The organism is Hanstruepera ponticola (assembly GCF_012931685.1).
Taxonomy (GTDB): domain Bacteria; phylum Bacteroidota; class Bacteroidia; order Flavobacteriales; family Flavobacteriaceae; genus Hanstruepera; species Hanstruepera ponticola.
Genome location: NZ_JABANC010000001.1, coordinates 1016297 through 1038661, shown reverse-complemented (window position 1 = coordinate 1038661; position 22365 = coordinate 1016297). Strand labels below are relative to the sequence as shown.

Here is a 22365-nt window from a genome sequence, read left to right as displayed (position 1 = left end):
AGTCAAACCAATATTTGACTTTGAAAATACAACTTTTTTTAGCATCTTTACGGAGACCTTTGTGCAATAAATTTTGTTCATCATTGCTTTTTTTGAGTTTGTTTATAAAGGTCAAATCTAAAACCACAAAACTAAAGCCTTGTTTTCACAAGGCTTTTTTCATAGAAAAACCCAACCTTTTGAGCTGGGTTTTAAGTTTAAATTAAACACTCATTACAATACTTCTCAATGTTTACCAACAACAGATGGCACACTCGAAATAAAGGAACACGATTTAAAAAGGTAAATCGTCGTGATCGTCTTCATTTATGTTGCTAGCAGGCTCAAAAGCCTCTGCTGGTGGCACAGGTGGCATTTCTGGGTTTGAACTATCTGCTTGTAAAGCTTCAATACGCCATCCTTGAATGGAGTTAAAATATTTGGTCTCTCCTTGTGGGTTCACCCATTCTCTACCACGTAAATTAATGTTTATTTTAACCTGTTGCCCCACTTGGTAATTGTTCAATAAATCGGTTTTATCCTGAACAAATTCTACCATAATATGCTGTGGGTATTGTTCTTCAGTTGTAACCACCACCTCTCTTTTTCTAAATCCGTTTGATCCGAAGGTTTGCGTTTCTCCAATAACCTTAATTCTACCTTGTACTTCCATTTTTAAGTTCTAATTTTCTGTGTTATGATAATAATATTTTTAAGGCACTTTCTATATCGCCAAAGCTTAAATAGTTGTGTGCCAATTTATGTTTTTCTCTATGTGATGCAGCCGAAATATTTGGGTAACGCTCACTAATTGATGCTACAAACTCCTTAACCGATTCTTCGCTAGGCAATTCTTCAACATTACCTAACATACCCAAATCATTACCTGTTAAAATCATGCTATTTCTTACATGTTCAGGAAGACCATCAACACCTATACCTAAAGTAGATAGTGGTTTAGGGATTTCAAAAAAACCACTTTTAGCACGGCTGTAAAAACTACCTCCAGACCTAGCTACTAAATCTAACTTTACTTGATCAATATGCCCATTAGCATCCAGAACCTCATCATCAATGTGTAACTTAACAACTTCACATATGACCAGATTTCCAGCACCTCCTTCTTCTCCCAAAGAAATAACATCATTTACTTTACATTCAAACTGAATGGGTGATTCAGCAACACGAAAGGGCTTTACTAAATCAGACTCCAACATATGCAAACCTGCTTTTTCAAATTCATTGATTCCTTCGGCATATTCAGTACTACTCAAAGAAGTTTGGTGTACCAAGTCGTAATTAACAACATTAATCACCACTTCTTTAGTTTCCAATACATTTTCTAACGTATGTTTTGTTGTATTGTTTCTCACGCGTCTTGCAGGTGAAAAAATTAAGATAGGTGGATTAGCACTAAAGACATTAAAAAAGCTAAATGGTGACAAATTAGGCTTACCGTTTTTATCCATAGTACTGGCAAAGGCAATAGGCCTTGGTGCCACAGCACTTAATAAATAACTATGCAGTTTACCTGTTGATAATGCTTTAGGATCGTAAGATGTCATGAATCTTTATTAATTTGCACAAATGTAATTAATATGATAATGAACTAAAAATGATTTGATTGACTTATCGCACAATATTATTAACAGATTTACATTATATTACAGATTGTAAATTACGCTATGATTTTTTCTAAACATCGCAACCTTACTCGTTGGATAATTGTTATTGCTTCCTTCGGAATTATTTCACTAATTCTATGGAATACTTATGTGTTTTTTCAACATTTTAAGGAAGAACAGCGAAAAAAAATGGACATCTGGGCAGCTGCGCAAAGTGACATCCAACAAAATTTTTTAACCGATAATATCAATCCTGTTTCTTCAAAAGTTTTTTTTGACACTAAAAACGACAATCCCATGATTGTAGTTGACGAAAAAAATGAAGTTGGTTTTTGGCGAAATTTAGATAGCACAAAACTTGAAAATTCAGATTACGTAAATAAGCTTGTTGCAAAGTTTGAAAACGAAAATAAGCCTATTGAGCTTTCTTATTTTGATTCTGAAATAGACCAAGAAGTAACTTTGGGAAAATTGTATTATGGTAATTCTCCATTAATCAATAAATTAAAATATTATCCTCTCGCATTACTACTTATAATTTTCCTATTCTCTGCGGTAGTTTATTTCTTTTACCGTAGCTCAAAAATTGCAACACAAAATAAATTGTGGTCTGGTATGGCAAAAGAGACAGCCCACCAAATTGGGACACCCTTATCATCGCTAATTGGGTGGACAGAAATACTAAAAACTGAACATGTAAACCCAGAATACATTGTTGAAATTGAAAAAGACATTAGTCGTTTACAAACCATAACTGAACGTTTCAGTAAAATTGGATCTTTACCCACATTAGAAAAATCTGATATAGTTAAAGAAACTATTGATTCTTATGATTATTTAAAAGCACGCTCATCTGATTTAATTGAGTTTGAATTAAAAGCTCCAGATGAAGCCATTTATGTCCAATTAAACAGACAACTTTATAGCTGGACGATTGAAAATTTGGTTAAAAACGCCATTGATGCCATGAAAGGCAAAGGGCAATTGATTATTGAAATTGTCCAATTGGAACAAAATGTAAAAATCCAAATTAGTGACACCGGAAAAGGACTTTCAAAGAAACAATTTAGAACTATTTTTGAACCTGGTTATACTACTAAAAAACGCGGTTGGGGATTGGGATTATCATTAGCAAAACGGATTATTGAAGAATTCCATGGAGGAAAAATAAAGGTTCTACACTCTGAACCTAACAAGGGAACAACCATGCAAATTGAATTAAAATCATTATAATATGGCTGAGAAATTTATTACCATAAAAGAAGTTGCTCTAAAAAACAACTGCCCAGAATGTTATAGTAATGATGGTTTACATTTAACTTTTAAACAAAAGTTTAAAGAATCAAATTTTTATAAGTCCATTACCCAAGAAACCAAGCATATTTTAAACTGTAAAACTTGTAATACAACAATATATCCTGTAAGCTGGACAGAAGATATTGAACGTGTAGTAAACTATCACCAACGTGCGTTTGTTCCAAAAAAAGATACTTTCAAATTAAAAAAGAAAGCTTGGTTACTTATTGGAATCACTGTAGCGCTTCTAATAGCAGGTGTGACTTTGTTTTTTCTAAAAGACAGTTTATAAATGTGCTTTTATAGCAGAAGCAATTTCTTTGAACTGTTCATCAGTGAGTTTTTCTTTGCTTAAAAAACGTGCATCTTCCATCGTGTTTAATGGAATTAGATGTACGTGAGCATGTGGTACTTCCAATCCTATAACCGTCATACCTATACGTTTACACGGAACCGCTTTTTTTATAGCATGCGCGACTGATTTTGAAAAAGCCATGAGTTCCAAGTAGATGTCATCATCTAAATCGAATAATTTATCAACTTCTTGTTTTGGAATACATAAAGTATGCCCTTTAGCATTAGGATTTATATCCAAAAAAGCAAAAAACTTGTCGGTTTCAGCAATTTTATAACAAGGTATTTCACCATTAATGATTTTTGTGAAGATTGATGCCATAATTTCAGGTTTATGTAAATATAAAAAGATTCCTGCAGGACAGGAATCTTTTAATTATTATTTAGTTTAATTTTATCTAGAAATCTCCAAAATATCAAATTTCATAACACCATTAGGTACCTGAATATCCGCAACTTCACCAACTGATTTTCCTAATAAACCTTTCCCTATAGGTGAATTAACAGATATTTTACCAGAAGCCAAATCAGCTTCACCATCAGCCACCAACGTGTAGGTCATTTCCATACCATTAGTTTGGTTTTTAATCTTCACCTTTGATAGCACTAATACTTTAGAATTATCTAATTGTGATTCATCAATTAAACGTGCACCAGCCAAGGTTTCTTCTAATTTAGAAATTTTCATTTCTAACATACCTTGTGCTTCTTTAGCAGCATCGTATTCAGCATTTTCACTTAAATCACCTTTATCTCTTGCCTCTGCAATAGCTTGGGAAGCACGAGGGCGTTCAATATCTTTTAATTGTCTTAACTCGTCTCTTAATTTTTTTAACCCTTCTGCTGTGTAATAGGATACTTTACTCATAACTTCATCGTTTATATATTAAAAAGACCCGAATCATGTTCGGGACTAACGAAAAAATCCCGCTTTCACGAGATTACTATGCAAATATACAAAAAATTCAACTCTCTTTACTTTTTGTTGTAAATTGCAACAAAAATTGCGTGTTATGAAAAACGTCCTAATCCTTTTAATATGTTGTTGTTTAATATGGTCATGTAAGAATAATGATGATGACAATAATAACAACAATAACCAGTACCTACCGAATTATTCGTTTAATACAGGTGATCTAATAAACACTACTTTGATACCATATACTGATTTGCTATTCCCAAATAATTACGTGATATTAAACTCCAATTACGGTATTAATGGAGTAGTTGTTTATTATGCAGGAGGTAATAACTATAATGCTTTTGAATTGAGCGATCCTAATCACGCCTTGCGCACCTGTTCTACTTTGACGGTTGAAGGCGTATTGGCTACTTGTGATTGCGACGATTCAAAAACCTATGATATTCTAACAGGACAACCTCAAGAAGGCACAACTGGCTCTTACGGCTTAAAACGCTATTTTGTTGAAAAAACTGGTGATATTATAAGAGTTTGGAATAATTAAATAGTGCGACCTGATGGTCGCACTATTATGTCAAAACTTCAAAGTAGCTCCTAATAAAAAATTTATGGTTGCTTGTGGGTAAAAACCAGTTCCTTCAATGGTTGTGACTTGTGGTGGGTTTGACCACGTATCATCATAGGTATAATAATAACCGTTAGATTCGTACTTCACATTAAAGAGGTTATTTACCAATCCAGTAAAAACAATTGATTTTAAAAACGGTTGAGACTCCTCATCTCTTTTAAACGATAACTCATAATTAATATTAAAATCGTTTACAAAGTAGCTATCTAATTTTGAGGCTTCGGCTTCGGTATTGCTCATAAATTGGTCTCCAACATATTTACTTAATATCGACATTTGCAAATTTGAGATAGGCTGAAAAACGAATGCATTACCAACAATTATATTTGGAGCATATGAAATATCTGTTTTTCCTAAATTCACCAATTCACCGTTGAAAGATGTAATAGTCTCTTTGTTTTTATTGGAGCTTAAGGTTAGGTTTGGCTGAATAGCAAACTTTTTTCCTAATTGAATAGCTGCTTCTATTTCTAAACCTAAACGATAGCTTTCACCACTGTTGGTACGAACTGGATTTCCTACATTATCAAGCTGTCCAGTTAAGACCAGTTGTTCATTATATAGCATATAATAGGCATTGGCATATATTCTAAATGTATCTGTATTGTAACGCCAACCTAATTCAAAATCATTTAGCTGTTCAGGTTTGACGGTATCGTTATTTTCAAAATCATCTCTATTTGGTTCTCTGTTGGCTCTTGCATACGAAAAATACAAGCTATTAGCACCATTTATGGTATAGGTGATACCTGCTTTTGGATTGAAGAAGCTATAGTTTTCATCTACCAATAAGGGTATTCTATCTGATGTTAACCCAGTTGTTTTATAATCCACTAAACGCAACTGTAAATCTGCAAACAAGCTAATCTTGTCATTTAATCTGTAATTTGCTTTACCAAAGAAACTTAAGTCTGTTTTTGTTCCATTTCCTTCGTAATATCTGTCAGTATTCATACTATTACTTGCAAGTTGCGCCCAAATAATTTCTCCAAAATGGTCACCATCATAATAACTATAAGAGCCTCCAAAAATAGCATCTAAACCGCCTTTTTTATAATTTGCATTGGCATTTACAACGTAGAAATCATTATCTAACCAGCGTCTTCTTACTAAATCAGTTTCAGTTACTGTTTCACTACCAATTATAACATCATTTAATCCGTAATCGGCGAAAGGTTCATCTTCTTTATATTGTTCAAAATAGCCACGACCATACGTGTAGTTTAAGGCTAAATTGGTAGACCAATAGTTGTTGTAGCGTTCGTTCCAGTGTATTTGATAATGGTCCTGTTGGTAATTGTCAACTTCGTTTTCATAAAACTGAATATTCCCGTTTTCGTCGGTATATTCGCCAGCCGTATTATAGGTTCTATCATTTTCAAGCTTTTCTATATCTTCAAGTCCGTTCCACGATTGATAGGTTCGTTCTTTACCAGCAAATGTTATCAGCTTTATTAAGCGATTATCATCTACATAAGAACCTTGTAGGAAATAGGATTTTAAATCAGAAGTCGCGCGATCAATGTAACCGTCAGACTGAATAGTTGATAAACGACCCGCAACTTCAAAATGATCGTTTAGTAAACCTGTACTAAACTTTAAAGTATGCTTATGCGTATTGAAACTTCCAAAAGAATTAGCGAATTCTGCAAAAGCATTTTCAGAAATGGCATCGGTCAATACATTAATGCTCGCTCCAAAAGCTCCAGATCCATTTGTTGATGTTCCAACACCACGTTGTAATTGTAAACTTTCAACAGAAGAGGCAAAATCGCCTAAATTCACCCAAAATGTTCCTAACGATTCTGCATCGTTATATGGAATACCATTAATAGTTACATTGGTTGATTGTGCATTTATACCACGAACACGTATACCTGTATAACCAACGCCTGCTCCAGCATCTGATGTGGTAACTACTGAAGGCAAGTAATTTAACAAAATTGGAATGTCTTGTCCTAAATTACGTTCTTGAATCTCTTCTTTGGATATATTTGAATGCGTTATTGGTGAAGTCGCTTTAACACGTACAGCACTCACCATAACTTCATTTAAAACTTCAAGATTCGTGGAATCATTTTGTTGTTCATTAGGTTTTTCTTGAGCAAAAAGACTCATGGTAAAAACAAAAAAACCAATGGTTGTGAATAAATTTTTCATTACGATTAATTAAAATCGAATAAAAAGAGGTCATTATTCTTTGGTTAATAAATTATTAGATGCTTCGACAAGCTCAGCATGACAATTAAAAATTCCTAAACAGCATTACCTGTTCTAGGTTCAATGGGTATGATCTCAGCCGATAATAGGCACCCCTTTTTTGAGAACGCTGCAAAGATAATTAACAATGAAGAATTAACAATGAAGAATGATTAATATTTACTCTAACTTTGGAGGCTTTCTATTTGCTTTTTTTTCAGACTGTTGCTTTTTATTTGCAAGCCTTTTAAGTTTTACTGATTTGGGAGTTTTTGTTGGCTTACGCTTTTTTGGAACGATTAATCCTTGTTTTATCAATTCTAAAAATCGTTTAATGACAAATTCTTTGTTTTTATGCTGACTGCGACTTTCATCACTTTGAAGAATTAACACACCTTCAGAAGTTAATCGGGTTGCCAAATTTTTAAATAGCAAGACTTTTTGTTCTTCTGAAAATACTTGAGAATTATTTAAATCGAAATTTAAAACGACTTTTGAAGACACCTTATTTACATGTTGCCCTCCTGCTCCAGAACTTCTTACAGCTTTAAATTGTAATTCAGATATTAAAAGTTCTTCATGAAACATGTTATTTGATTTGATGCGTTGGTTTTAATAAATCAGTAACCGTTTTTACAGGATTAAAAGTTATTAGTGGAACCTCAACAAAAATGGTATTCCAATTAGCCATACTACCATTCCAAAGTCCAGGTAACTCTAGTGCTTTTAGTTCTTTTCCTGTCTTGGTTTTCATGGTTATAAAAGCCGTTTTAGGATCTACAAATTGTTCAAGATCAAATCTATTCCCTCTATAATCCTTGATACCGCAAACTAAATCTACAGGATTAAAATGTGTTGCATTTTTAAGGATGTCTTTCTGCCTCTTATCTCTTTTGTTTATTTGAGCAGACTCGACAATTTGCAATGAAATCTGGCCGCTTTCATCCTTTACCCAAAACGGGCCACCTCCTGGCTCTCCTTCATTCTTAACCATTCCACATACACGAATAGGTCTATTTAATTTTGATCTTAAATACTCTATTTGATATTTTTTAGAGTACTTCTCAAATTCGGTAGATATTTTTGTGTTAAGCTTATTACTCAAAAATTCAGCAACTATAATTAAACTGTTTTCAGTAATTGATTCGTTTTCTAACTGCCTTAAATAATCAAATGCCTTCTTTTGAAGTGAAACCAATAAGCCTGCAAGTGCCTTTTTGTAATTGGCAACTTCTCGCTCGTATTTAAACACGACGACATTATCAATGTTTTTTATGAAAATGATGTCAGCATCCTGCTCATTTAAATTTTGTAATAAGGCACCATGACCAGAAGGCCTGAACAATAAACTGCCGTCTTCTAAACGGAACGGTTTGTTTTCTGGTGTCACAGCTATAGTATCGGTCGATTCCTTTTGATACGAAAAAGATATGTAGAATTTTGTGTTTGTTTTACGCTCAACGATATCCTGAATTCGTTTAAATTCATCATCAAAGATGTTTTTATAACGTTCCGAAATTGTAAAATGTAAATGTGCTTTATTATTACTAGAGGCATATAATGCTGCTTCAAATAAATGCTCTTCAAATGCTGTTGCAATATGCCCTTTATACGTATGAAATGGCAACAATCCTTTTGGAAAAAAACCATAATTAAGCTTATCTGAATCCAACATGGTTTTTACGAAATATAAACGTTGTTCATCTGTTGAAAACGATTCAGAATCTGCATAATACCTTTTCATTTCTTGTTTTACAATACCATAAAACGGAAACTTTTCTAAACCCACAAAAAACAATGACAGATTAGATTCTTTTTCTCTATTTATGTAGGCATTTAAAGTTTCCTTTTCAGGGTTAAACGTTTCAATGAATTTGAAAAGCGACTTGAACATTCGAGTTGCTGCACCTGAAGCTGGAACAAACTTTAGTATTGAATTTTCGTTTCTTCTTACATCAAACAATTCGATTAAATGTTGTTTTTCATCATTTGATAGTTTTAAAATGCCATTATCACTGGTTGCTGCAGATTCTAAATTTACAAACGGCAAACCGTCTTTAAACAGTTGGATCTGCTCTTTTACCTTACCAATGGTAAGACCTTTATTTTCTATTTGTATGTTATCCTTTTCTAAAAGCATTTAACGTTTTTCATTTAATAGTTTGTCAATATAAGAAACTGCTAATTTTAAGCGCTCTTCCTTATTGCCTTTTAATAACACATAAGGTCTGTTGTATTTAATTAAGGCTTGCTCAAACGCTTTAAACATCTCCAGACGTTCAGTTGGTTTATCCCTTAAATCATCAGCTACCCATGGCGTGTCAATATAGGTCAAAAAATACAAATCGTAAGTATTACGTAATGCGTATTTTTCGAGAATAGAATCGCAAGTTCCAGAATAATAGGTTTCAGAATAGACCTTGGTTTCCAACAAATCTGTGTCACAAACAAGCACTGTATTTGTTTTTTGAGCTAGCTCGTTTTCAAGTTTCATTTGACCTACAGCAATTGGTAGTAAGTCTTTAGGTTCACAGGTCTTTCTCTCGTTATTCCATTTGTTTTGTAAATACTCTCTAGCATATTCAGGTACCCAAACAGAATTATAATGCCTCGCCAATTGTTTGGACAAGGTTGTTTTTCCTGTTGATTCAGGACCAAACAAAACTACTTTTATGCAGTTGCTATTCTTTTGTTTAAGCTCTTCTTCCATGCTAAATATCCAAATATTGCAATAATGGTAAATCCTAAATATTGCAGACTAGTGAATGTAAATCCTTTATAAAAATAAAGTGGAACAGATATGATATCGCCAATGATCCAAAATAGCCAGTTTTCAATTTTACGTCGTGCCATTAACCACATGCCTACAAAGAAAATAGCTGTTGTAAATGTATCAACATAAGCTACCCAACCAGTCCATTTATCAAAGATTTGATAAACTATAAAAACAAATAACAATGTTGCCAAAAATATGCCAGCACTTATGATATTTTCTTTTTTTGTAGTTGTAGAAATGGGCGTTACATGTGTTGCATCTACTTTTCGAGTCCAGACATACCAGCCATAAACACTCATTATAAAATAATACGCATTAATCATCATATCGCCTAACAATTCCCATTTATACAATAAATACACAAATATGACAGTACTTATCATACCTGTAGGAAACACCCAAATTTTATTCTGTTTAGAAAACCAGACGGATAAAAATCCAAAAATAACCGCAACAATTTCCAATACAATATCAAGCGTTTCATAATCTTGATACTGTGAAAAGAAAAAATCAAAAATGTGGTTCATAGTCGTATCTGTCTGTTTTTACAATTTTCATGTAAAGTAAACCATTTTCAATGAGTTCAAAAGCTTCTTTAATCTCACTTTGCAATAAAGACATCACCTCATCATAATCACCATAAACTTGGGTGCTCAATGGATTTTCAAGAACCTTTAAATTTGAAGCACGAAGTTTTTTAATAAAGTGTATAATTGCAGGTTCAAAATCATTCTGCAAAGGTGTTAACGTTAGTTCTACTGATATTTTCATATTTTCTTTTTTAGGCTATCAAAAAACGATTCATCTTCCTCAAATGCAGTCCCAATCACCACTAAATCTGCTCCAGAATTGTAGGCCTCATCCAATTGTTGCCTTGTTCGTATGCCTCCTCCAACTATCAATGGGATTTGGATATTCTTTTTCACTTTTGAGATAATTTCTACAGTTACAGGATGCGTTGCACCACTTCCCGCTTCTAAATACATAAGCTTCATTCCTAAAAATTCACCCGCTTTAGCAGTGTCTTCTATTAGCTGTATATTTACTCTGGACAATGGTTTTGTGCCTGTTACACGTTCAACCGCGGTTTCCTTACCATTTTCAATTAACATATAACCCGTTGGAATGATTTCAAGTTCTGTTTCACTCAATCTTGAAACTGACTTGACATGTTTCCCGATTAAATATTCCGAATTTCTTCCAGAAATTAATGACAAAAATAAAATGCCATCGGCTTCATTAGTTACTTGAGTTACATCTCCTGGAAATAATATAATTGGTAATTGCGTAAAACGCCTTAAAGCTTTTACTAAAATTCCTGTTTGTTGTCCTTCAACCTCACTTCCACCAACAAAAATATGTGTAGCAACAGACTTATTAACTCTATTTAGAAAATCTTCTGCTGTCCTAATTGAGAATTTATCTGGATCAATAAGTACAGCCAATAATTTTTCATCATTGGTAATAGACTGTAATATATTATTATAGATATTTTTCATTTACGATGGCAATGCAAAGGCACAAGTGAAACCTTCAAATTCAAAAAAAGTAGCATCAAAGCGATGTTTTGAATTTTCATAATCAATCCAAGATACTGTTTCTTCATCTTGTATCATAAAAGGAATAACTAATGTGTGTTGCAGAAAACTTAAGCCTGGCGTAGCAAACAATTTATAAAGAGATTCTTTTACACACCAGATAACAGTTAGTTTTCGTACGTATTCATGATCATTTGAATCTAAATACTGTGATTCATAATCCATGAATTTATGAGCAATACGCCCAATTTTTTCACGCTGTTTTTCAATATCTATTCCAACTTCCGTATCACTCACTACAACACCCGAAAACGTAAAAGAATGCGTTATTGAAATATGCTTACCATCTTTTAAATGTGGTTTTCCGTTTTCATCATAAAATAAATCTGAATCTGTATAACCAAATTCGGCCAATAAATGTCTAACACTTAAAAACCCACGTTGATGCAGTTCACTTTTCATGCCCAAAACACGTTCCATATTCTCTGGCTTTAAGGTGATAGGCTTCATCAAATCATCATAGGTTTCAGTTATCTTCCAAATTTTAACAGTTGTATCCGAATTTGGAGTAAGGGTTTTATATAGAGGCATTTAATATTCTGAAAGTTATTAGTTATCTTTGCAGTCGCAAATAATTATTGAAACACAAATATAACAATATGAACACAAAAACAGTTGCCTACGTACCTAATAAGGTAAAAGATATGTCGCTAGCGGCTTGGGGAAGAAAAGAGATTGAATTGGCTGAAGCTGAAATGCCAGGATTAATGAGTTTACGTGAAGAGTATAAAGATTCTCAACCTTTAAAAGGTGCACGTATAGCAGGATGCTTACACATGACTATTCAAACAGCTGTTCTAATTGAAACACTACAGGCTTTAGGTGCTGAAGTAACTTGGAGTTCTTGTAATATATTTTCTACTCAAGATCAGGCCGCTGCTGCTATTGCTGCGGAAGGAACTGCTGTATATGCTTGGAAAGATATGACAGAAGAAGAGTTTGACTGGTGTATAGAGCAAACCTTGTTTTTTGGAGAAGATAGAAAACCATTAAATATGATTCTTGATGATGGTGGCGATTTAACCAATATGGTATTAGATAAATATCCTGAATTGGTTTCTGGAATTAATGGATTATCTGAAGAAACTACAACTGGTGTTCACCGATTGTATGAGCGTATGGAAAATGGCACATTGCCAATGCCTGCAATTAATGTAAATGATTCGGTTACAAAATCTAAATTTGATAACAAATATGGTTGTCGTGAAAGTGCTGTTGATGCTATTCGTCGTGCTACTGATGTGATGTTAGCTGGAAAACGTGTAGTGGTTTGTGGTTATGGCGACGTTGGTAAAGGTACAGCTGCTTCTTTTAAAGGCGCTGGAAGTATTGTAACAGTAACAGAAATTGATCCAATTTGTGCTTTACAAGCAGCAATGGACGGTTTTGAAGTGAAGAAATTAGAAACTGTTGTTGGTAACGCTGATATCGTTATTACAACTACTGGGAATAAAGATATTGTTCGTGGTGAGCATTTTGAAGCTATGAAAGATAAAACCATAGTGTGCAACATTGGTCACTTTGATAACGAAATTGATATGGCTTGGTTAAATAATAACTATGGAAACACAAAGAATGTTATTAAGCCTCAAGTTGATAAATACACCATAAACGGAAAAGATGTCATTATTTTAGCCCAAGGACGTTTAGTGAATTTAGGTTGTGCAACTGGTCACCCAAGTTTTGTAATGAGTAACTCGTTTACAAACCAAACATTAGCTCAAATTGAACTTTGGAATAACAAGGATGCTTACGAGAACAAAGTATATATGTTACCAAAACATTTAGATGAAAAAGTAGCGAAATTGCACCTTGAAAAAATTGGTGTTGAGTTAACCGAGTTAAAAGAAGACCAAGCTAAATATATTGGTGTAAAAGTTGAAGGGCCTTATAAGCCAGAATACTATAGATACTAAAAAGACGACAAGCGCATCTAGATTCTAGATCGCTTCGATTTTAGATAATAGAGAAACCCTTACATGAATCTCAATCAAGTTGAGAAAATATGTGAGGGTTTTTTAGTAGTTTAAAACATGCAAAAACTAAATTCTGAAAATCTTATTCCGCTTCTTAAAAAATTAGAGAGTCACATCCAGTTTAAGGATGAAAGGAATAATACAATATCAAACTCTGATGTTGCTTGGCAAATAGATCACTCTTTAAAAGTTATTAATCTTGTTACAGAAGCTTTAGCCAGCTCAAATCCTGATCAATATAAATGGGGTTTTAATAAATGGAGGCTGCTCTTATTCACTCTTAATTACATCCCAAGAGGCAAAGCCAAAGCACCAAAAATTGTTAGACCTCCAGAAGTTATTTCAATTGATGATTTAAAAACACAAATTCGTTTAGCGAACGATAACATTAATCGTATAAAGACACTTGATGATAATGCCTATTTCACTCACTTTGTTTTTGGGCAGCTTAATAAAACTAAAACCATTCAGTTTTTACAATTACATACCAATCACCATTTAAAAATAATTCGAGATATTTTGAAATAAAAAACCCTCTCTGTTTCCAGAAAGGGTTTCAATATCTTAACAAAATAGTTTCTTAAGCTTCAAAAGGCTCAATAGAAACGTATGACTTGTTATCTTTTTTCTTTGTAAACTTTACAATGCCATCAACTTTGGCATGTAATGTATGATCTTTTCCAGCGTAAACATTTTCACCTGGATTGTGTGCAGTACCTCTTTGTCTTACAATGATGTTACCTGCAACGGCAGCTTGACCACCAAAAATCTTAACACCTAATCGTTTCGATTCTGATTCTCTACCGTTTTTCGAACTTCCGACTCCTTTTTTATGTGCCATTTTATTTCGATTTTATATTGTTAAATTAACTTAAAGCAGCAATTAATTCGGCTTTCTTCATAGAAGAGTATCCTGTAATTTCTTTTGCTTTAGCCATCTCCCTTAATTCAGCAACAGTTAATTTGCTTAAATCTTGAGTTGATTCTTCTTTTTTAGCTGGTTTTGCTTCTGCTTTTGGAGCAGCAGCTTTTGGTTCAGCTGTTTTTGGAGCAGCTTTTTCAGCTTTAGCTGGCTTTGCTCCTTCGTTTTCAACTTTGGCAGCCTTTTTGGCTCCCGAAGCTACAATACTTTCAATTTGAATTTCAGTTAAGGCTTGTCTGTGACCATTTTTTACACGGTAACCTTTACGTCTTTTCTTTTTGAAAACTATCACTTTATCACCTTTAAGGTGCTTTAAGACTTTTGCTCCTACTTGAGCTCCGCCTATAGCTGGGGCGCCTACAGTTACATTGTCACCATCACCAATTAAAAGAACATTATCGAAAGAAACTTTCTTACCTTCTTCTGTTGCTAAACGGTTAACAAAAACTTTTTGGTCTTTTTCAACTTTAAATTGATGCCCTGCTATCTCTACAATTGCGTACATAGCGTAACGTTTTTATTAAATTAATTTATTCAAAAATGAGTGCAAATATACTGCTAAATAATTAAACTACAAACGATTTATTTAATTTAAGAGGCATTCCAGCTTTTTTTGAAATATTGCATCACAGTTAGTGCAGAAATAACTGTGGTTGCAAAGCCCATTACAATAACCGTAAAGGTGACAACCCCAACACTTACATCAGAGCCATAATTGGTAGTTTCTAGTAATCCAGGTATAAAGTCTGAATTAATTTCTGTAATGTAAAACAAGAAAAAAATCGAAAAAACTACAGTTGCTATAAAACCAGAAATCAAACCTGCAATTATTCCTTTTGAATAGCTAAAATCATCTCCTTGCTCCAATTTATAATATCTAACCGTTTCATAAATTCCGAAAACTGTAATAAAGGCATTTAAAAAACTATACACCGGATTTGTATGAATATTGAACAATGACAGAATTAGAAAATAAGCAATAAGAATAACACTCATTATCAATCCAAATCGTATAGGAAGACTAACTTTTTTCATGATTTTTTGTTTTTACTAAATTTCGTGAAAAATTGTTAGAAATAATAATTTCCTATGAAATTTCTTTAAATACCATATAAAACCAAGATGATTTATTATTTTTGAAATTCTGTAACATTTTTACTCTTTAAACTACTTACAGTTCAATATTTAACCACATAAATTAAACCCACAATGAAAAAATACTTATTCACTTTTGCTGTATTTGTTTTGGCTTTAACAGCTATAAATGCGCAAGAAGTCAATTTTGAAGAATTTGACCTTGAAAACGGTCTACACGTTATTCTACATCAAGATAATACAGCTCCTGTTGTAGCCACTTCTGTTATGTATGATGTTGGCGGAAAAGATGGTGATAGAAATCGTACAGGATTTGCTCACTTTTTTGAACATTTACTATTTGAAGGTTCTGAAAATATAAAACGTGGGGAATTCATGAAAATCATACCTGCCAATGGTGGTACATTTAATGCCAATACCTCTCAAGATAGAACTTACTATTATGAGATTTTTCCTTCCAACAAATTAGAACTTGGACTATGGTTAGAGTCAGAGCGCATGCTGCATCCAGTTATTGACCAAGTTGGTGTTGACACACAAAATGAAGTTGTAAAGGAAGAAAAGCGTCAAAGTTATGACAACAGACCTTATGGTCAGATATTGAAAGTGCTTGGCGAAAATTTATTTGAGGTTCACCCATATAAAGACACCAATATTGGTGAGATGGAACATTTGGATGCTGCTACGCTTGAAGAATTTATGGCTTACTTCGAAAAATATTATGTTCCTAATAACGCAGTTTTAGTAGTTGCAGGTGATATTGATATAGACAAGACCAAAAAGCTAGTTAAAGATTACTTTAGTGCTGTAAAAAAAGGACCTGAAGTTGTTAGAAATTTTCCTGAAGAAAAACCAATTACTGAAACAAAAAAAGTAAAAGCTTACGATAAAAACATTCAAACTCCAGCCATAATTGCAGCTTACAGAATGCCAGGGTTTGCTACTAGAGACGCGCGTGTTTTGGATATGATTTCAACTTATTTAAGTGGTGGAAAAAGTTCTGTGCTTTATAAAAAATTGGTAGATGAACAAAAGCAAGCACTAACTGTACAGGCAGTAAATTTAGGACAAGTAGATTATAATATTTTTGCCTTGTTTGCAATTCCTCTGGGCGAAACGCCATTAGATACTTTATTATCTGAAATGGATGAAGAAATAGTGAAGATGCAAACTGAACTTATTTCAGAACGTGATCACACAAAACTGCTTAACCAGTTTGAGAATCAATTTGTCAATTCCAATTCAAGTATCGCTGGTATTGCCAGTTCTTTGGCTACCTATTACCTGCTTTATGGTGATGTGAACTTAATCAATACAGAGATTGATATTTACCGTTCTATCACTAGAGAGGAAATTCAAGCCGTTGCAAAAAAATACTTAAACACAAATCAACGTGTTGAAATAGAATATTTACCAAAAACAGATGATCAATAATTATGAACACTTATAAAATGAAAACTAAAATAGCTTCTTTGATTCTAATATTTTTATTGTCTATGGGTGTAAATGCCCAAATAGATCGATCTAAACCACCTAAATCTGGTCCAGCACCTGAAATTACTCTTGAAGAACCAGGTGAGTTTGAATTGAAAAACGGACTCAAAGTGTTGGTTGTAGAGAATCATAAACTTCCCAGAGTATCTTATTCTTTAAGAATAGACAACAAACCTATTGTTGAAGGAAATATAGCAGGTGTCACAAGTGTACTTGGCGCCATGTTAGGTAATGGAACAACTAGCATTCCTAAAGATGAATTTAACGAAGAAATAGATTATTTAGGTGCTAATTTTAATTTAGGTTTTAATGGTGGTTTTGCTAGCTGTTTGTCAAAATATTCTGAACGCATTTTAGAATTAATGGCAGATGCTGTTATTAATCCGTTGTTAACTGAAGAAGAGTTTGAAAAAGAAAAAGTAAAACTCATTGAAAACATTAAAAACAACGAAAAAAACCCAGATGTCATTGCTGGCCGTGTAGGAAGTGCATTATCTTATGGCAAGCAAAATGCATATGGGGAATTTACTACTGAAGAAACCATTAACAACATAAAATTTAGCGACATTAAAACTTATCGCTCAATGTACATCAACCCATCAAATGCATATTTAGTAGTAGTAGGTGATGTAGATTTTAAAGCTATTGAAAAACAAGTTAAAAAGCACTTTAGCGATTGGACGCGTGATGTTACTGTTGATGCGCCTATAACACCTCCAAATCCAAATGTTCCATACACACAAATTAACTTTGTTGATGTTCCCGGTGCAACACAATCTAATATTTCTATTACTAACAATGTAGATTTGAAAATGAATGATGAGGATTATCATGCAGCTTTAATTGCCAACGAAATACTTGGTGGTGGTGGAGAAGGTTATTTATTCAGAAACCTTCGTGAAGAACATGGTTATACCTACGGTGCTTATTCTGATTTAGGAGCCAACAGATTTGGAATTTCCAGATTTACTGCAAGTGCAAAAGTAAGAAATGCAGTTACAGATAGCGCTGTGGTTGAGGCATTAAAGGAAATAAAGCGTATTAATAATGAACCCGTTTCTCCTGAAACATTACGTGATGTAAAAGCCAAATACACTGGAAACTTTGTAATGGCACTTGAGCGACCTCAAACTATTGCTAACTATGCTTTAAATATAAAGCTCAATGATTTACCAGAAGATTTCTATACCAACTATCTTCAAAAAATTAATGATGTGACTGTTGAAGATGTAAATCGTGTTGCTCAAAAGTATATGAAACCTGACAATGCCAGAATAGTTATTATTGGAAACGGTAGTGATGTCATTGAAAATCTTGAAAAAACAAAAATTCCAATAAAGTATTTTGACAAATATGCCAACGCAACCGAAAAGCCAAACTACGATATTGAAATGCCTTCAGATATCACACCAAATAAAGTGCTACAAGCTTATATTGACGCTATTGGTGGTCGGGAGAAACTTGATAATGTCAATGCCGTTGTTATACAAGCTGAAGCTGAATTACAACCTGGTATGATGATGAATCTAGAAATGAAAAAAACATCAAAAAATCAGCTGATGCAGGAAATTACAGCTATGGGAACTTCTGTTCAAAAACAAGTATTAGATGGTAATGCTGGTTATAAAGTTGTTCAAGGGCAGCGTTCTGATATGACGGAAGATGAAATTGTAAAAGCTCAAAAACAATCGTCACCATTTCCTGAAATAAATTATTTAAATCAGGGCGTGACATTGGATAAAATTGAAGATGTTGATGGTGAAAAAGCTTATAAGGTTAAAGTTTCAGATGAGCTTACTGCTTATTACAGCGTTTCTACTGGTTTAAAAGTAAAAGAAGACAGAAACTCTGAAATGGGAACCTCATCTATATTTTATACAGACTACAAAGAAGTAGCCGGAATAATGTTCCCATTCAAAATTTCTCAAACAGCGGGTCCACGTAAGTTTGACTTTATTGTTAAAGAAATTAAAGTTAATGAAGGTGTAGAAGATGCTGATTTTGATTAATAACAATCTTTTAAAAACATAAAATAAAAACTCGCTGAAAACAGCGAGTTTTTATTTTTTTGGCTTATGTGATAAGTATACACCTACTAAAATGATGAATGTTGCAAAACCTTGCAAAAGACTGAACCCTTCCCCATCCAAAACACCCCAAGTAAGTGCTACAATTGGCATAACGTAAGTAACTGAAGATGCAAATACTGGTGAGGAAATTTGGACTAGTTTATTAAATAAAACTTTTGCCAAGGCTGTCCCAAAAAACGATAGAATAACTACGTACCAAATAGATAGTTTTAAATTGGGATTACTTAAATGTCCTTCCTTAAAAAAGCCACTCATCAATAAAACAATCACAGCTGGAATGATGATTACTGCATAATTTCCAGCAGCTATAGCAAGTGGTTTAACGTTCTGTAAATAACGTTTTATAATATTTACATTAGCTGCATACATAATAGTTGATGCGATAACAAAACCTGCATACAAATAATTCTGTTCTGGATTTAGTTCTGCTCCCTTTAATATTAAAATAGCTGTACCAATAAACCCAATTATAACGCCAACTACCTGTCGCTTAGTCGATGCTATTTTAAACACAGCGAAGCCTAATAATATAGTATTTAATGGCACGAGCGAATTCAAAATAGATGCCACGGCACTATCTATTTCTGTTTCGGCAATCGCAAAGAAAAAAGCTGGAAAAAAAGAACCTAAAAACCCCGAAAGTGCAATCCATTTCCATTGGCTCTTTTCAATCGTTTTTAATGAAGAATAGCCTGCAAGTAACAAAAAAACACCTGTAATAATGGTTCTTAAAGCACCTAGCTCGTAAGCGTTTAAACCTAATAATGCCTTTTTAATCAGTATAAAAGAGGTTCCCCAAATTAAAGAGAGCACAATTAAATACAACCATTTAACGTTAATTTGTTTCATAAGGCAAATGAAATGACAAAATTGTTAATTTTAATGCAATAAACAGCATTATTTAGTAATTTTGTGATGAACTTAATACGTAATACAAATGAATACATTTAAAAACATTATAGTTGTTTTATTGTTGGCAGTAGTTTTTTCTGCTTGTAAGAATGAAACGACTCCTGAAGTTGTGACGGTTGAAAATGAATCTACTGAAATGACAACTGATCAGATAAAAGAATTAGACCCTAATGCCAATTATGCAAAAGCAGAATTCACCATTGAAGGAATGACTTGCGCCATGGGTTGTGCCAAAACTATTGAAAAGAAAATGGCAAAATTAGAAGGTGTAAAATCTGCAAAAGTAGATTTTGATTCAAGAATAGCTATGGTTGAATATGATGAAGCTAAAGTGACGCCTACTACACTTGAAGAGGTTGTTAAAAAAGCTGGTGATGTTTATTCAGTAAAAGACATGAAAACTGTTGATAGTTTTAGTGCTGAAAAAAAAGCTTGTGACAAAGATTGTCAAAAAGCCTGTTGTGCTAATAAAACAGAAGCAGAAAAAATGGCTTGTGCCAAAGACTGTAAAATGGCTTGTTGCGCAGATAAAGCTAAAGCTTAAAACAAGCTCAATAAATTAAATAAAAAAACCACTCATAATGAGTGGTTTTTTTATTTCCATCGCAATGTTTCCATAATATGCTGAATGTCTTTCTGCAGATAATTTGCAGCAGGCAGAATTGAGTCATAATTAGGTTTAGCATAAAAATACAACGAACCTGTCAAAAAGTGATTAATACTGTCTGTTACATAAAACTGTGATTGCGATGCAGCGTTACCACCAACTTCATAAAACATACCATAAACATCATGCTCCTTGCTTTCATAAAGTTGCTCAGCAATTTCATCAGCTTTTTGAGTATGCTCTTGCGTAAAACCTTGTGCATCACGCAATAAATTCCGTAACTGTTCAGGGCTGTTATTAATTTTTTTATAGGTTAAATAGATTGTTCCTTTCAATGAAGGGTAAATTAAATCAACACCTAAACTTGCCGAATCTGCTGTTAATATCCTCGCTCGCACTTCAGATGCCAGTTCATTTTTTTCAAACGTAAAAGGAAATCCAGGGCTGAAAGTTTTGTAATCTGCTTCAGGGTAATCTAATCTTAAATAAGCATTTGGTTTAGGTAATGTGTCATTCCCACAAGAAAAACAAATCAATAGTATAATACTTACTAGTCCAATATTCCTCATGCTTTAAGGTAATGTTATTTTTAGGCGTTTAATCCGTTTGTTATCTAATGCTTCTATAGTGAAAACGTAATTTTCGAAATTTATTTTACTTCCTTGTTTTGGAAAACTTTTGGAAATCTCTAAAATAAAGCCTGCTAATGTTTCGGCTTCACCTTTGTTATTCTCAAAAACACTTTCGTCTTCTAGCTTTATTATTTTATAAAAATCCTTCAATGCCGTTTTACCCTCAAAAACATAATTATGATTATCTAATTTTGAATAAACCAAGTCTTCATCATCAAATTCATCGCTAATATCGCCAACAATTTCTTCAATGATATCTTCTAAAGAAATTAAGCCGGATGTACCACCATATTCATCGACTACAACAGCTAAATGGACCTTTTTCTCTTGAAATTCTGCCATCAAATCATCTAGTTTTTTGTTTTCTGGAACAAAAAAAGGATCGCGTAATAAGGTGGTCCAATCAAATTGTTTTCTATCTATATATGGCAATAAATCTTTTACGTATAAAATACCTTTTATGGTATCAATATTATCTTCAAATACCGGAATTCGTGAATAGCCATTGGCAACTATTTCTGGTATAATATCTAGATATTTCTGGGTGATATTCAGAGCAAAAATATCAATTCTTGGCCTCATAACCTGTTTAGTATCTGTATTACCAAATGACACGATGCCTTGTAAAATTTTCTGTTCCTCTTTAGTTGTATCCTCCTCACTTGTAAGTTCTAATGCTTGAGATAATTGATCAACGCTCAAATTTGATTTTTGTTTTCCTAATTTACTGTGAATAGCAATTGTAATACCTCGCATAGGAAGGCTTAAAGGAGAAAACAACACATCCAAAACGCGTAGAGGATAGGCCATAAAAACAGAAAACTTTACTTTGTTTCTACTAGCATAAATTTTAGGTAAAATTTCACCAAACAATAATATTAAAAACGTAATGACAACAACCTCTAAAAGAAACTTTAGAATGTAATTTTCTATATTCTGAAAAATAAAATTTCCTAGATATGCAAATAATATGACGATACCAATATTTATAAAATTATTGGCAACCAATATGGTGGCAAGTAATTTTTTTGGACGCTCTAATAATTTAGAAATTATAGAAATAGCGGCATGCTTTTCATCTAAATTTTCTTCAATATCAGATTGAGTTAGAGAAAATAAAGCAACTTCAGCCCCAGAAATTAAAGCTGAACAAAGCAATAAAACAAAAAGTAGTATAAAACCAAATATTACTGAATATTCAATAGAGATTAAAAGTGCTAAAAATCGCGTGGGTTCTGGGTCCAATCGTTTGGGTTTTAA

The 22365-nt window shown here is 33.1% G+C and carries 26 protein-coding genes; 8 read left to right on the top strand and 18 right to left on the bottom strand.

The window, feature by feature from the left end; genetic code table 11:
• Nucleotides 1-274: 274 nt before the first annotated feature.
• Nucleotides 275-652: a DUF3127 domain-containing protein gene (locus HGK31_RS04575; RefSeq protein WP_104735367.1), complete on the bottom strand. Its 378-nt coding sequence runs from the start codon at nucleotides 650-652 to the stop codon at nucleotides 275-277.
• A gap of 22 nt (nucleotides 653-674) precedes the next feature.
• On the bottom strand, nucleotides 675-1544 hold the full coding sequence (locus tag HGK31_RS04570; RefSeq protein ID WP_191858670.1) for a flavin reductase family protein: 870 nt from the start codon (nucleotides 1542-1544) through the stop codon (nucleotides 675-677).
• Between the two features lie 120 nt (nucleotides 1545-1664).
• Between HGK31_RS04570 and HGK31_RS04565 the strand changes: the two genes are divergently transcribed.
• Together HGK31_RS04565 and HGK31_RS04560 are read left to right on the top strand one after the other, a co-directional pair.
• The gene (locus HGK31_RS04565; protein ID WP_191858669.1) at nucleotides 1665-2837 is read left to right on the top strand and encodes a sensor histidine kinase; all 1173 of its coding nucleotides are present in this window, start codon (nucleotides 1665-1667) and stop codon (nucleotides 2835-2837) included.
• Nucleotide 2838: 1 nt separating this feature from the next.
• The gene (locus tag HGK31_RS04560; RefSeq protein ID WP_104735364.1) at nucleotides 2839-3192 is read left to right on the top strand and encodes a hypothetical protein; all 354 of its coding nucleotides are present in this window, start codon (nucleotides 2839-2841) and stop codon (nucleotides 3190-3192) included.
• On the opposite strand, the gene HGK31_RS04555 is transcribed toward HGK31_RS04560, so the two are convergent.
• The gene (locus HGK31_RS04555) at nucleotides 3187-3576 is read right to left on the bottom strand and encodes an HIT family protein (RefSeq protein ID WP_104735363.1); all 390 of its coding nucleotides are present in this window, start codon (nucleotides 3574-3576) and stop codon (nucleotides 3187-3189) included. The two genes, HGK31_RS04560 and HGK31_RS04555, sit on opposite strands and share 6 nt — an antisense overlap.
• A 72-nt stretch (nucleotides 3577-3648) precedes the next feature.
• Nucleotides 3649-4122, bottom strand: a complete 474-nt coding sequence (greA, locus tag HGK31_RS04550; RefSeq protein WP_104735362.1) for a transcription elongation factor GreA — start codon at nucleotides 4120-4122, stop codon at nucleotides 3649-3651.
• 145 nt (nucleotides 4123-4267) lie between these two features.
• On the opposite strand from greA, the gene HGK31_RS04545 reads away from it, so the two are divergent.
• The gene (locus HGK31_RS04545) at nucleotides 4268-4720 is read left to right on the top strand and encodes a hypothetical protein (RefSeq protein WP_162919950.1); all 453 of its coding nucleotides are present in this window, start codon (nucleotides 4268-4270) and stop codon (nucleotides 4718-4720) included.
• A gap of 30 nt (nucleotides 4721-4750) precedes the next feature.
• Here the strand turns inward: HGK31_RS04545 and HGK31_RS04540 are convergent, their stop codons facing one another.
• The 8 genes from HGK31_RS04540 to HGK31_RS04505 all read right to left on the bottom strand — a co-directional run bounded on the left by HGK31_RS04540 (nucleotide 4751) and on the right by HGK31_RS04505 (nucleotide 11908).
• The gene (locus HGK31_RS04540) at nucleotides 4751-6964 is read right to left on the bottom strand and encodes a TonB-dependent receptor (RefSeq protein ID WP_191858668.1); all 2214 of its coding nucleotides are present in this window, start codon (nucleotides 6962-6964) and stop codon (nucleotides 4751-4753) included.
• A gap of 219 nt (nucleotides 6965-7183) precedes the next feature.
• Nucleotides 7184-7591 (bottom strand): alternative ribosome rescue aminoacyl-tRNA hydrolase ArfB, encoded by a 408-nt coding sequence (gene arfB, locus HGK31_RS04535; protein ID WP_191858667.1) that lies wholly within the window; start codon nucleotides 7589-7591, stop codon nucleotides 7184-7186.
• 1 nt (nucleotide 7592) lies between these two features.
• Entirely contained in the window at nucleotides 7593-9143 is a 1551-nt protein-coding gene (locus HGK31_RS04530) for a DUF4301 family protein (protein WP_191858666.1), read from the bottom strand.
• Nucleotides 9144-9713: an AAA family ATPase gene (locus HGK31_RS04525; protein ID WP_191858665.1), complete on the bottom strand. Its 570-nt coding sequence runs from the start codon at nucleotides 9711-9713 to the stop codon at nucleotides 9144-9146.
• The gene (gene pnuC, locus HGK31_RS04520; RefSeq protein WP_191858664.1) at nucleotides 9674-10306 is read right to left on the bottom strand and encodes a nicotinamide riboside transporter PnuC; all 633 of its coding nucleotides are present in this window, start codon (nucleotides 10304-10306) and stop codon (nucleotides 9674-9676) included. The genes HGK31_RS04525 and pnuC overlap by 40 nt, the downstream gene beginning before the upstream one ends.
• Nucleotides 10290-10550, bottom strand: coding sequence for a thiamine-binding protein (locus HGK31_RS04515; RefSeq protein WP_191858663.1), 261 nt, complete (start codon nucleotides 10548-10550; stop codon nucleotides 10290-10292). The genes pnuC and HGK31_RS04515 overlap by 17 nt, the downstream gene beginning before the upstream one ends.
• The gene (locus HGK31_RS04510; protein ID WP_191858662.1) at nucleotides 10547-11278 is read right to left on the bottom strand and encodes a phosphoglycerol geranylgeranyltransferase; all 732 of its coding nucleotides are present in this window, start codon (nucleotides 11276-11278) and stop codon (nucleotides 10547-10549) included. The genes HGK31_RS04515 and HGK31_RS04510 overlap by 4 nt, the downstream gene beginning before the upstream one ends.
• On the bottom strand, nucleotides 11279-11908 hold the full coding sequence (locus tag HGK31_RS04505; protein ID WP_191858661.1) for a 4'-phosphopantetheinyl transferase family protein: 630 nt from the start codon (nucleotides 11906-11908) through the stop codon (nucleotides 11279-11281). It abuts the gene before it with no gap.
• A 68-nt stretch (nucleotides 11909-11976) separates the two neighbouring features.
• Here HGK31_RS04505 and ahcY point away from each other — a divergent pair, with 68 nt between their 5' ends.
• Both ahcY and HGK31_RS04495 read left to right on the top strand, forming a co-directional pair.
• Complete coding sequence (ahcY, locus tag HGK31_RS04500) at nucleotides 11977-13293, top strand: adenosylhomocysteinase (protein ID WP_104735852.1); 1317 nt, start codon at nucleotides 11977-11979, stop codon at nucleotides 13291-13293.
• A 117-nt stretch (nucleotides 13294-13410) separates the two neighbouring features.
• The gene (locus HGK31_RS04495; protein ID WP_191858660.1) at nucleotides 13411-13881 is read left to right on the top strand and encodes a DUF1569 domain-containing protein; all 471 of its coding nucleotides are present in this window, start codon (nucleotides 13411-13413) and stop codon (nucleotides 13879-13881) included.
• A gap of 52 nt (nucleotides 13882-13933) precedes the next feature.
• On the opposite strand, the gene rpmA is transcribed toward HGK31_RS04495, so the two are convergent.
• From rpmA to HGK31_RS04480, 3 genes are all read right to left on the bottom strand, one after another.
• On the bottom strand, nucleotides 13934-14194 hold the full coding sequence (rpmA, locus tag HGK31_RS04490; protein WP_007646798.1) for a 50S ribosomal protein L27: 261 nt from the start codon (nucleotides 14192-14194) through the stop codon (nucleotides 13934-13936).
• Between the two features lie 25 nt (nucleotides 14195-14219).
• Nucleotides 14220-14780 carry a 50S ribosomal protein L21 gene (gene rplU, locus HGK31_RS04485; RefSeq protein WP_104735352.1) on the bottom strand — a complete coding sequence of 187 codons (561 nt, stop codon included), beginning with the start codon at nucleotides 14778-14780 and terminating at the stop codon, nucleotides 14220-14222.
• Between the two features lie 86 nt (nucleotides 14781-14866).
• Complete coding sequence (locus tag HGK31_RS04480) at nucleotides 14867-15310, bottom strand: DUF4199 domain-containing protein (protein ID WP_191858659.1); 444 nt, start codon at nucleotides 15308-15310, stop codon at nucleotides 14867-14869.
• A 174-nt stretch (nucleotides 15311-15484) separates the two neighbouring features.
• Here HGK31_RS04480 and HGK31_RS04475 point away from each other — a divergent pair, with 174 nt between their 5' ends.
• Nucleotides 15485-16804 (top strand): M16 family metallopeptidase, encoded by a 1320-nt coding sequence (locus tag HGK31_RS04475; RefSeq protein WP_191858658.1) that lies wholly within the window; start codon nucleotides 15485-15487, stop codon nucleotides 16802-16804.
• Nucleotides 16805-16821: 17 nt separating this feature from the next.
• Nucleotides 16822-18873, top strand: coding sequence for a M16 family metallopeptidase (locus tag HGK31_RS04470; RefSeq protein ID WP_191858657.1), 2052 nt, complete (start codon nucleotides 16822-16824; stop codon nucleotides 18871-18873).
• Nucleotides 18874-18924: 51 nt separating this feature from the next.
• On the opposite strand, the gene HGK31_RS04465 is transcribed toward HGK31_RS04470, so the two are convergent.
• Nucleotides 18925-19803 (bottom strand): DMT family transporter, encoded by an 879-nt coding sequence (locus HGK31_RS04465; protein WP_191858656.1) that lies wholly within the window; start codon nucleotides 19801-19803, stop codon nucleotides 18925-18927.
• Between the two features lie 88 nt (nucleotides 19804-19891).
• Between HGK31_RS04465 and HGK31_RS04460 the strand changes: the two genes are divergently transcribed.
• Nucleotides 19892-20410: a heavy-metal-associated domain-containing protein gene (locus HGK31_RS04460; RefSeq protein WP_191858655.1), complete on the top strand. Its 519-nt coding sequence runs from the start codon at nucleotides 19892-19894 to the stop codon at nucleotides 20408-20410.
• 50 nt (nucleotides 20411-20460) lie between these two features.
• Here HGK31_RS04460 and gldD read toward each other — a convergent pair whose 3' ends face one another.
• The gene (gldD, locus tag HGK31_RS04455; protein ID WP_191858654.1) at nucleotides 20461-21042 is read right to left on the bottom strand and encodes a gliding motility lipoprotein GldD; all 582 of its coding nucleotides are present in this window, start codon (nucleotides 21040-21042) and stop codon (nucleotides 20461-20463) included.
• 3 nt (nucleotides 21043-21045) lie between these two features.
• Nucleotides 21046-22350, bottom strand: a complete 1305-nt coding sequence (locus HGK31_RS04450; protein ID WP_191858653.1) for a gliding motility-associated protein GldE — start codon at nucleotides 22348-22350, stop codon at nucleotides 21046-21048.
• Nucleotides 22351-22365: the final 15 nt, after the last annotated feature.